This window comes from Desulfosporosinus sp. BICA1-9, from assembly GCF_000802135.1.
In genome coordinates, this window is the sequence record NZ_JUEE01000186.1 from 1 (window position 1) to 8,471 (window position 8,471).

Annotated in this window: 7 protein-coding genes; 5 read left to right on the forward strand and 2 right to left on the reverse strand. The window is 42.8% G+C overall.

The features are described 5' to 3' along the window. Window positions 1–763 (forward strand): LysR substrate-binding domain-containing protein (locus JL57_RS23210; RefSeq protein WP_034140058.1); only part of this gene is annotated, 763 nt, incomplete at its 5' end. Window positions 764–885: 122 nt separating this feature from the next. Here the strand turns inward: JL57_RS23210 and JL57_RS23215 are convergent. Further along, window positions 886–1,584: a C40 family peptidase gene (locus tag JL57_RS23215; protein WP_034144306.1), complete on the reverse strand. Its 699-nt coding sequence runs from the start codon at window positions 1,582–1,584 to the stop codon at window positions 886–888. 443 nt (window positions 1,585–2,027) lie between these two features. On the opposite strand from JL57_RS23215, the gene dsrJ reads away from it, so the two are divergent. The 3 genes from dsrJ to dsrP are packed head-to-tail and all read left to right on the forward strand — an operon-like array spanning window position 2,028 to window position 4,385. Beyond that, window positions 2,028–2,438, forward strand: coding sequence for a sulfate reduction electron transfer complex DsrMKJOP subunit DsrJ (gene dsrJ, locus JL57_RS23220; RefSeq protein WP_034140056.1), 411 nt, complete (start codon window positions 2,028–2,030; stop codon window positions 2,436–2,438). Continuing rightward, entirely contained in the window at window positions 2,435–3,229 is a 795-nt protein-coding gene (dsrO, locus tag JL57_RS23225; RefSeq protein ID WP_034140055.1) for a sulfate reduction electron transfer complex DsrMKJOP subunit DsrO, read from the forward strand. The genes dsrJ and dsrO overlap by 4 nt, the downstream gene beginning before the upstream one ends. Then, the gene (gene dsrP, locus JL57_RS23230) at window positions 3,222–4,385 is read left to right on the forward strand and encodes a sulfate reduction electron transfer complex DsrMKJOP subunit DsrP (RefSeq protein ID WP_034144307.1); all 1,164 of its coding nucleotides are present in this window, start codon (window positions 3,222–3,224) and stop codon (window positions 4,383–4,385) included. The genes dsrO and dsrP overlap by 8 nt, the downstream gene beginning before the upstream one ends. Before the next feature lie 227 nt (window positions 4,386–4,612). Here dsrP and JL57_RS23235 read toward each other — a convergent pair whose 3' ends face one another. Then, window positions 4,613–6,334: a methyl-accepting chemotaxis protein gene (locus tag JL57_RS23235; RefSeq protein WP_034144308.1), complete on the reverse strand. Its 1,722-nt coding sequence runs from the start codon at window positions 6,332–6,334 to the stop codon at window positions 4,613–4,615. A 440-nt stretch (window positions 6,335–6,774) separates the two neighbouring features. Between JL57_RS23235 and JL57_RS35325 the strand changes: the two genes are divergently transcribed. Continuing rightward, the coding region (locus JL57_RS35325) for a cell wall-binding repeat-containing protein (protein ID WP_291300466.1) at window positions 6,775–8,471 on the forward strand (1,697 nt) is incomplete at its 3' end.

The window sequence follows — 8,471 nt, forward strand, 5'->3', positions numbered from 1 at the left end:
AAGACTTAATCAGAGAAGACTTATTTATCTCGGTGCGACTTTAACGATTGGAGAGTATATTCTTCCCAATATTATGGCGTATTTGTCTAAGACCCACCCAGACGTGGACTTCAAAGTAAAGATCAGTAATACGGAGTCGATTACTCAAGATGTTTCAGAGAAAAAAATGCATATAGCCCTAATCGAAGGGACAGCCCCTCAGCATAAAGACCTTAAGGTGGAGAATTTTTGGGATGACGAATTGGTAGTTGTGATTCCTCATTTTCACCCCTGGGCCTCAAAGAATAGCATTACCCTAGCTGAACTCCCAAATGAGCGTCTGGTGACACGAGAGGAAGGTTCCGGGACTCGCAAGGTGATGGAGATGGCCCTTAAAGATAGAGGGGTTGATCTGAATCAATTGAATGTAACTATGGAACTAGAAAGTATTCAGGCGATTAAACAAGTGGTCTCCGCAGGACTTGGAATTAGCATTATCTCTTCGTTGACTGTCAGCAGTGAATACGACCGGAAAATATTCAAGACATTAAAAATTCAAGATGCACTCGTTTATCGGCCTTTTAGTCTTCTCACCAATACCCAAACCACCCAGACCAAGGATGAGCACGTCTTAATCAACCTACTCCATGATCACGAGTTGTTGTCAGATATTTTAAGAAAGAATTATAATGAATTAGAGAAACACGCGAGTGAGGTTCGTTTTGCTCACCCAGCAGTGAGTAGTCGGAAAGGGCAGCTACATGGGCAAGAACAGTGGCAGTGACATTAAATTGTTTCAAACGGGTGCTAAGGATAGGATAAAAGAAAGGCACAGACCGATGATTAAGGGTCTGTGCTTTTGTTATCTTCCCAAGTACAAAATTAAGCTACGTTTGATTGGAACGCTTAGAATACTCGTTTAGCACCAACATAAACAGATTTCCAATAGGGACCAAGATCATAAATTGTAACACCCTTGGAACTGGAAGAGTTGATGAACTGACCGTTTCCTATATAGATGCCATCGTGGTCGACAATCCCATTTCGGGCAAAGGAAAAGAAGACTAAGTCTCCCGGCTGGAGGTTATTGAAGTCCACGGAAGTTCCAACTGTGTACTGATCGCGGGAAACCCTTGGTAAAGAAATCCCGTTTTGGGCAAAGACATACTGTACATAACCTGAACAGTCAAAACCTGTCCCAGGAGATGTCCCACCCCATAAATATGAAACACCGATATACTTTTTACCAGTTGCGATAATAGCATTTGCTTTCTCTTGTCGGGATTGGGTATTACTCTTTTGACTTACTTTGGTTGCATAAAGAGAGTTAAGTTGGTTACCAGTAATGGGACCTACGATTCCGTCTGCGCTCAAGGATTGAGCAGATTGGAAAGCTTTTACTGCTGCCTGAGTATTTGATCCAAAGATTCCATCGACTATGCCGACGTTATAACCTAGATAGTTAAGTTCAGTTTGTAGTTGAACAACATCTGAACCAGTTGTTCCTACCTTTAACAAGGTATCCCCCACTGCAGCCTGAACTGTTTGGGCTGGTGCTAACATTAGAAAAACACCAAGGATAGCTAAGCTGATTAGTTTTTTCATGTGACATCTCCTTTCTTTTATACAAGTTGTCACCTGCCTAATCAAGATAGCATATCCTTATGAACTTACTATGAAAAACTTATGAATTTCTTGTGAATTTGTGGATTAAGTTAAATTGTTAAGTCGGAATAATCGAAGCAGTTTTCTTGGCTTTGATCATCGAGCAAAGCGAGTTCACTATTGATAAAATAAAAGTGGCTGAGGATCTATTCCACGGCTACTTTTATCTCTTTAGAAACTAGATAGTGAATTCAGTCTTTCATGCGACTTTGCTTTGTATGCTGATCGTACCTGAACTCATTTTACATAATCGACTACAATTTAGAGATAATATGTAGGGATTAATGGTATATAAGAGTTGCGGTTACAAGGTTTCTGATAAAGTTGTGAGAGGATCATTTAAAGGGGGAATCCTACACACTGCAAAAGGAGGGTAATGGATAATGTACAAAGGAGGAAAAATAATTGCGTCGCTTGTTATCTTTGTTGCTTTACTTAGCTTACCTTTCTTCTATAATAGGGGGAAAGCCAACAAGGGACCGGAAATAAATCTGAATACTCCGGCTATCCTACAACTAGCGGATAAGCAGTGTGTCGAGCCAACGGAATGGATGAGGGCCAATCACATGCAATTGCTGCTACGATGGAGAGATGAAGCTGTGCGCATGGGCAAAACGGAATATATTAATAGTCAAGGGAAGTCATTCAAAATTAGTCTTCAAACCTGCTTAAACTGTCATTCTGATCCGGCATTAAATACGTCTGATCAATTCTGTGTTTCATGCCATAATTATACAGCTGTAAAGCCAAACTGTTGGAGTTGTCATACTTGGCCACAGGAGGCCGCAAAATGAGTCTAAACAGAAGACGTTTTTTTAGAAAAGCTGGTATGATCACCGCATTAGGTCTGGGAGGAACCTTTGGTATTACCGGGCTCCTCAGGAAGGTGGAGGCCTCCGAATATGAAACACCTCAACAAGGTCTGGTAGCGAAACGTTGGGCTATGGTTGTAGATATGAGTAAATTTAAAACCCAAGAAGACTATAATCGAGTTATTGAGGCGTGTCATAGTGTCCATAATGTTCCATCCCTAGGTAATCCTAAGGATGAGATCAAATGGATATGGAATGAGGATTATGAACATGCCTTTCCTAGCCAGAATAACAGATATATGAAAGAAAGTGTAAAAAACTATCCCTTTATAATTTTGTGCAATCATTGTGAGAATCCTCCTTGCGTCAAGGCATGCCCCACTGAGGCTACTTTTCAGAGACCCGATGGAATTGTCGACATGGATTTCCACCGTTGTATTGGCTGTCGATTTTGCATGGCAGCCTGTCCTTACGGAGCGAGAAGTTTTAATTTTAGGGATCCTAGGCCTTTTATCAAGGAGATAAATCCGGATTTTCCAACCCGTACCCTTGGGGTTGTGGAAAAATGTAATTTCTGCGTGGAGCGCTTGGAAAAAGGGCTAATGCCAGCGTGTGTGGAAGAGTCCAAGGGAGGGTTAATTTTCGGAGACTTAGATGACCCCAAATCTGAGGTCCGAAAAATTGTTAGTTCGCAATACACGATTCGGCGTAAACCTGAGCTGGGTACCCAACCAAGCGTCTACTACCTAGTAGGGGGTGGGGATCTTGTTTGAAAGAGCTTTGACTGGTAGTCGACGTTACTGGACATGGGTTTTTGTCTTACTTGCTGTCATCACGGTAGGCCTCTACTCTTACTTTAAGCAATATAGCTATGGCCTGGGAGTAACGGGCATGAGTAGGGATGTTTCGTGGGGTTTGTACATCGCCCAGTTTACGTTTCTCGTGGGTGTCGCTGCTTCTGCTGTTATGCTTGTCTTGCCTTATTATCTTCATGACTTTAAGAAATTTGGTAAGATGGTCATCCTCGGTGAATTTTTAGCGATCTCCTCTGTGATTATGAGTATGCTATTTATTATTGTCGATTTGGGTCAACCACTGCGAGTCTTGAATGTCATTTTGTATCCAAGCCCCCATTCCATGATGTTTTGGGATATGTTGGTCTTATCTGGATATCTCGTGCTTAACATTGTGATTGGGTGGACGACACTAGGCGCTGAGAGCAAAGGAAGTCCATCGCCGGCGTGGGTAAAACCGATCATTTACCTTTCCATTCCTTGGGCAGTGAGTATTCATACGGTGACAGCGTTCTTATACGCTGGTCTACCCGGCAGGCATCTTTGGTTATCCGCAATTATGGCAGCACGATTTCTGGCCTCCGCTTTTGCAGCTGGCCCAGCAATTCTGATTCTTTTGTGTTTATTGGTAAGAAGAGTCAGTAGATTTGACCCAGACCCGGGCGTTGGTGCCATTCAAGCGCTAGTCAAGATTGTTACCTATGCTATGATAGCAAATGTTTTCTTTTACGGGCTTGAGTTTTTCACAGCCTTTTATAGTAATATACCCGAAGCCAAGGCTCCTCTTAAATATCTCTTCGTCGGGCTTGAGGGCCATACAAGACTGGTTCCTTTTATGTGGACAGCCACTATTCTCGCCTTTGTAGGAATTGGATTACTGCTTTTTCCGAGTACACGAAAGAATGATAAAATCTTGTCCTTAGCCCTTGTAGCGATCATTGCAGCTAATTGGATTGACAAAGGAATGGGTCTGGTGATTAGCGGATTTATTCCAAATCCTTTTGATAGAGTCACTGAGTATGTGATAACCTACACCGAGATATCTGTGACACTGGGGGTCTATGCGATTGGGATGCTGCTTCTTACAATCCTCTATAAGATTGCTATTTCGGTTAGGGAACAGAAAGAAACCTAGGACTCGGAGTTCTGGCATTAAAGAAAAAGATCATGGGATAAAGAACGCGGTGAAAATAAAATAAGCTTTCAAAACGAATAAAAGTAGACCAAGTTTACAAACTTCAGTCTACTTTTATTCGTTCCTGAAAATCTTTGTGTCCTATTAAGCGTCGTTACATTCCTGTAATAGAATCTGGATTCTCAGACAATGCAAAATGCTCATAAAGGATTTAAAATCTGATAGGTCTATAGTCTAAAGTAATCCATTAACTGCTTCAAATCCTTAGCTAAATCGTTTAAGCTTTCTGCCGAGGCGAACAATTCCTCGACAGAGGCGTTTTGTTCTTCTGCAGCAGCAGCTGTGGTCTGTGTGCCCGCTGAGGTGGATTCGGCCTGATTTACGACGTTTTGCATGCCAATTTTTATTTGTTCACCGTCCTGTTGTACTTTCTGCACAGTGGTTTCAATGTCCTGCGCCAATCCAGCACTCTCTTCCACAGAACCCAGGATTACGGTAAATTGATTGGAAATTTCTTTTAAGTAGGCACTTCCTTGATTTACACTATCTACACTAGTTTTCATCCCTTGATGGGCACTCCGGGAAGCCCGTTGCATTTCCTGTACTCGCTGAGAAATATCAACTAAGCTTGTTTGAACTTGCTCGGCAAGTTTGCGGACTTCTTCTGCAACAACCGCAAATCCCCGACCGTTTTCTCCAGCACGTGCGGCTTCAATCGCAGCATTTAATGCTAAGAGGTTGGTTTGTTGCGCAATACTGTCGATGATTTGCACCGTCTTAGCGATCTCCTCGGACTTTTCATCCACGTCTCCAATTACCTGGCTCAGACTATGAACTTGACTCTCTATTTCATCCATTTGCTTGACCACTTGTCCGAGGGCGATATTTCCATTGCGCGAAAGCTCAGCGGAACGACTGGATGCTAGGCTTACTTTTTCGGCATCTTGTTCTGTTTGGTTTAGTTCATCGATCATTAAACTTATCCGTTCATGATTTTGCGTCATCTCCTGGACTTGCATTTCAGCATCGGTTGCAATTTCAGTCGCCGAGGAGGCGACCTGTTCTGCCGCGTGAGCTGATTGTTCGGCCCCTAAGCGCATTTCCTGAGCAGTTCGTGCCAATTGACTCGCCATATCGACTACTTTCGTAATGGTAGCTCTCAAGGAGATCCCCATATCGCCAAAGGCTTTTAGCAGTTCAGCCCCTTCACGGTTCCAGGCTTTCCAAGGGGCCTTCTTCCTCTGGCCAATATCCCCCGAAGCGATTTCATTCGCATTGAGTACAAAATTACGCATCATATTGCCGAGGGCTCGGCTCAAAAACCAGCCGATGACGAAGCTTACTAAGACATCAATTACGACAAGAATGACTGAAATGCGTGTCGCCTTCGTGAAGATCTCGTTTGAGGTTACCGTACTGTGCATGTTTACCTCATCCATTTTGGAGTCCACTATCTTTTGAAGGATATCCCCAGCTAACTTATGTTTGGTTCCAGCAACCTCATACATATTGGTTTTAGCATCGTCCATCCGACCTTCTTCTGCAGCTTGAATGGTAACTTTAGATGCCGCCACATAATCATTCCAAGCGGCTTTAAACTGTCTCCAAGAATCTGACTCTTGGGCAGATTTTGAAATAGCTTCATACTGGCCCATATGTTCTTCTATATCCTTACTTTTCTCGTTAATATCAGCTAAGAAAATTTGCCGTTCTTCGGGGGTGCGCGCGCTGACTGCTAATGCAACATCCGACCGATAGACCTGGGCATCGAAACGCATCTCCGAGAGTTGGTTTAATGGAACCACATCTTGTTCATAAACCATATTCGAAGTATCGTTCATTTGATACATCCCGTAAATTCCGATGGTTCCGACAACCCCTGCAGCCAAAGCAATAAACAGCATCAAGACTGTGACCTGAAAGCCCAGCCCTTTATTCTCCAATTTCAAACAATTCACTCCTTTATGTCCTACAAATCTCTTTAATTTTGTATTATTCTGCGCCCAAAATAAATATCCTGCATTTGTTCAAGTAAATTTGTTGTTCGGGAAGCACAATCAGGGTCCCTCTTTATGAGAAATTTACAGCTTTTTCATGAGTTTATTCTATCAAGAGTTACATTAAGAATTATGGAAGAACAGCAAGTGAACTCGTTCAGCTAAAAAGCTGAACGAGTTCACTTGCGCTTAGGAGATAGTTAAGTATGTTTGTAGTGCAGGTAAATCTTACTCCCATTTGTGGATCAAGAAAATGACAATATTGTAATTCTAAATTCACAAGAAATTCGTAGCTTTGTCGAATTGATTAGGTATCATTACAGTGGCAAGACAAAATTGCCATATCTAGGGAATATCTCTGGATATAGATAAGATAAGAAGGAGGAAATTAGGTGTCAAGATTTTATCCTAATAGGTTTGTTGCATCACTAGCTATCACAGCACTCACAGTAACTGCGGGATTAACTCCTGTAGTTGCTATGGCAAGCGAGGCGCAAGTAAAATCAACGTACAATGTTCAATCCACTCAGAGCTTAATCAATACTCTTACTCGTCTTGGTGGGTATGACAGGTATGGCACAGCAGTTCAGATCGCAGACTATGGGTGGCAGTCGGCCAGCACAGCAGTCCTAGCACCGTCTGGTGATCTGAACATGGTAGACGCACTTGCTTCGTCAAGTCTTGCCAAAGCAGTCGATGGACCAGTACTTCTTGCAGACCAAGACTCAGTACCTTCTGACACAATGAAAGAATTAGAAAAGCTAGGAGTAAAAAAAGTTTATTTGGTAAGTGGAACAGCAGTCATTTCGGCTAAAGTAGAGAGTGACCTTAGCGCTGTCGGTATTCAAGCTGTGCGGATAGGTGGTTATGATCGGTATGAAACGGCTGTAAATATCGCAAAGGAAATCCAAACGATTAAACCCTTTCAAGAAGTAGTAGTAACTAATGCATTTGCAAATGTCGACGCAATTTCTATTGCCCCAATTGCGGCTGCCAAAGGTATCCCAGTTCTGCTCGTTAATAAAGATTCCGTTCCGACAGTTGTATCGGATTTCATGAAATCATCAGGAATAAAAAATACTTATGTTATTGGCGGAACCGCGGTTGTATCCGACTCTGTAAAGGATACACTGCCAAACGCGTCGAGAATCGGTGGATATGATCGTTTTGATACAAACACAGAAGTGCTAAAGAAATTCGAAAACCTTATTATCGGTAGCAGCATGTTCTTCGCAAATGGGAGCGATACAAGCCTTATCGACTCGTTGACAGGTGCTCCGATGGCAGCCAAATTGGGCGGTGCAATTGTCTTGTCCAATAAAGAAGCAGTTCCAGACGGTACTAAAGGATATATCCAGACAAACATAGCCCTTAAGAATCCTGTAGTTCTAGGTGGAACAGCTGTAATGTCGGATTCAGCCATACAAAGCTTAGGATATGTCCAGCCCGACCAGTCTGACATTTTAGACGGGGCTGTGGAATTAAACACTCCCAAGACAATCTTCAAAGATAAAACAGTCAACGGGAACCTTCTAGTCAATGCAGAAGGCGTAACGTTACAGAATATCCGTATTAAGGGTACGTTATTTCTCGATCCAGGCAAGGACGGCTCTGCTACTCTAGACGGCGTGCAAGCCACTAGAATTGTTGTTCTCTCGGGTACAGACCGCAGTATTTACTTAAAAGAAACCAAAGCCGATAGTCTAGTCGTGTCAAGTTTCTCTGATGTCCATGTAGTTGCAGAAACAGGAACAACATTAGGGTCTACATTAGTTCAATCCACTGCTACTGTAGAATCACAAAGTGGAGCGAACGTAGGGTCATTGGTCGCGCAGCCTCAACGAGAAGCATCCATTAATGTACAACTCCAAGGAACATTCTCTAACGATGTTTCTCTGAGCGGGAGCGTAAAGCTAACGGCAGCAGATGGCGCGGTTGTCCCTACTGTTACGGTGACTGGGGCGACGACTCCAGATTTAATTCAGTTAGCAGGCAACTTTCCAAGTGTAACTATAGATGATAACTCGTCTATTACCGTACTATCAGGCAAAATCGACAAATTGGAGACAAAGGGAACATCCGAAATCGT

What these genes read in the sequence shown, in the direction of transcription:
- JL57_RS23215 (WP_034144306.1), bottom strand. Translation starts at nt 1,584, where the DNA reads ATGAAAAAACTAATCAGCTTAGCTATCCTTGGTGTTTTTCTAATGTTA.
- dsrJ (WP_034140056.1), top strand. Translation starts at nt 2,028, where the DNA reads ATGTACAAAGGAGGAAAAATAATTGCGTCGCTTGTTATCTTTGTTGCT.
- dsrO (WP_034140055.1), top strand. Translation starts at nt 2,435, where the DNA reads ATGAGTCTAAACAGAAGACGTTTTTTTAGAAAAGCTGGTATGATCACC.